The sequence below is a fragment of the Oleiphilus sp. HI0080 genome (assembly GCF_001635135.1).
Genome location: NZ_LWFU01000036.1, coordinates 1 through 342, shown reverse-complemented (window position 1 = coordinate 342; position 342 = coordinate 1). Strand labels below are relative to the sequence as shown.

Annotated in this window: 1 protein-coding gene; it reads left to right on the top strand. The window is 50.3% G+C overall.

Going from position 1 to position 342, the window contains the following annotated elements; all coding sequences use genetic code 11:
* A partial coding sequence (locus A3751_RS00605; protein ID WP_156492142.1) for a PQQ-binding-like beta-propeller repeat protein occupies window positions 1–342 on the top strand: 342 nt, incomplete at both ends.

Here is a 342-nt window from a genome sequence, read left to right as displayed (position 1 = left end):
GTAGAACTTTATGGTTCCGTCTTCGCAGCAGCCTTTCAAGGCGATATTAAGGCAATCAATATCGCAACGGGCACAGAAGTTTGGAGTAAATCCATTTCGACCTATCGTGGAGTTGCGGTATCGCGCGCAGCTGAAATCCTTGTTGTGACCGACTCTGAAGGCGTTGTTTATGGTCTCGACGTCGCATCAGGAAAAGAGGTTTGGCGTAGTGAGGCACTCAAGTATCGACGATTAAGTGGTGCAGAAATACTCGGAAACTATGCTGCAGTAGCGGATTTTGAAGGCTACGTTCACCTCCTCGATGTCGGTTCCGGTGCGATTGCTGGCAGGGTCCGGCCTGAT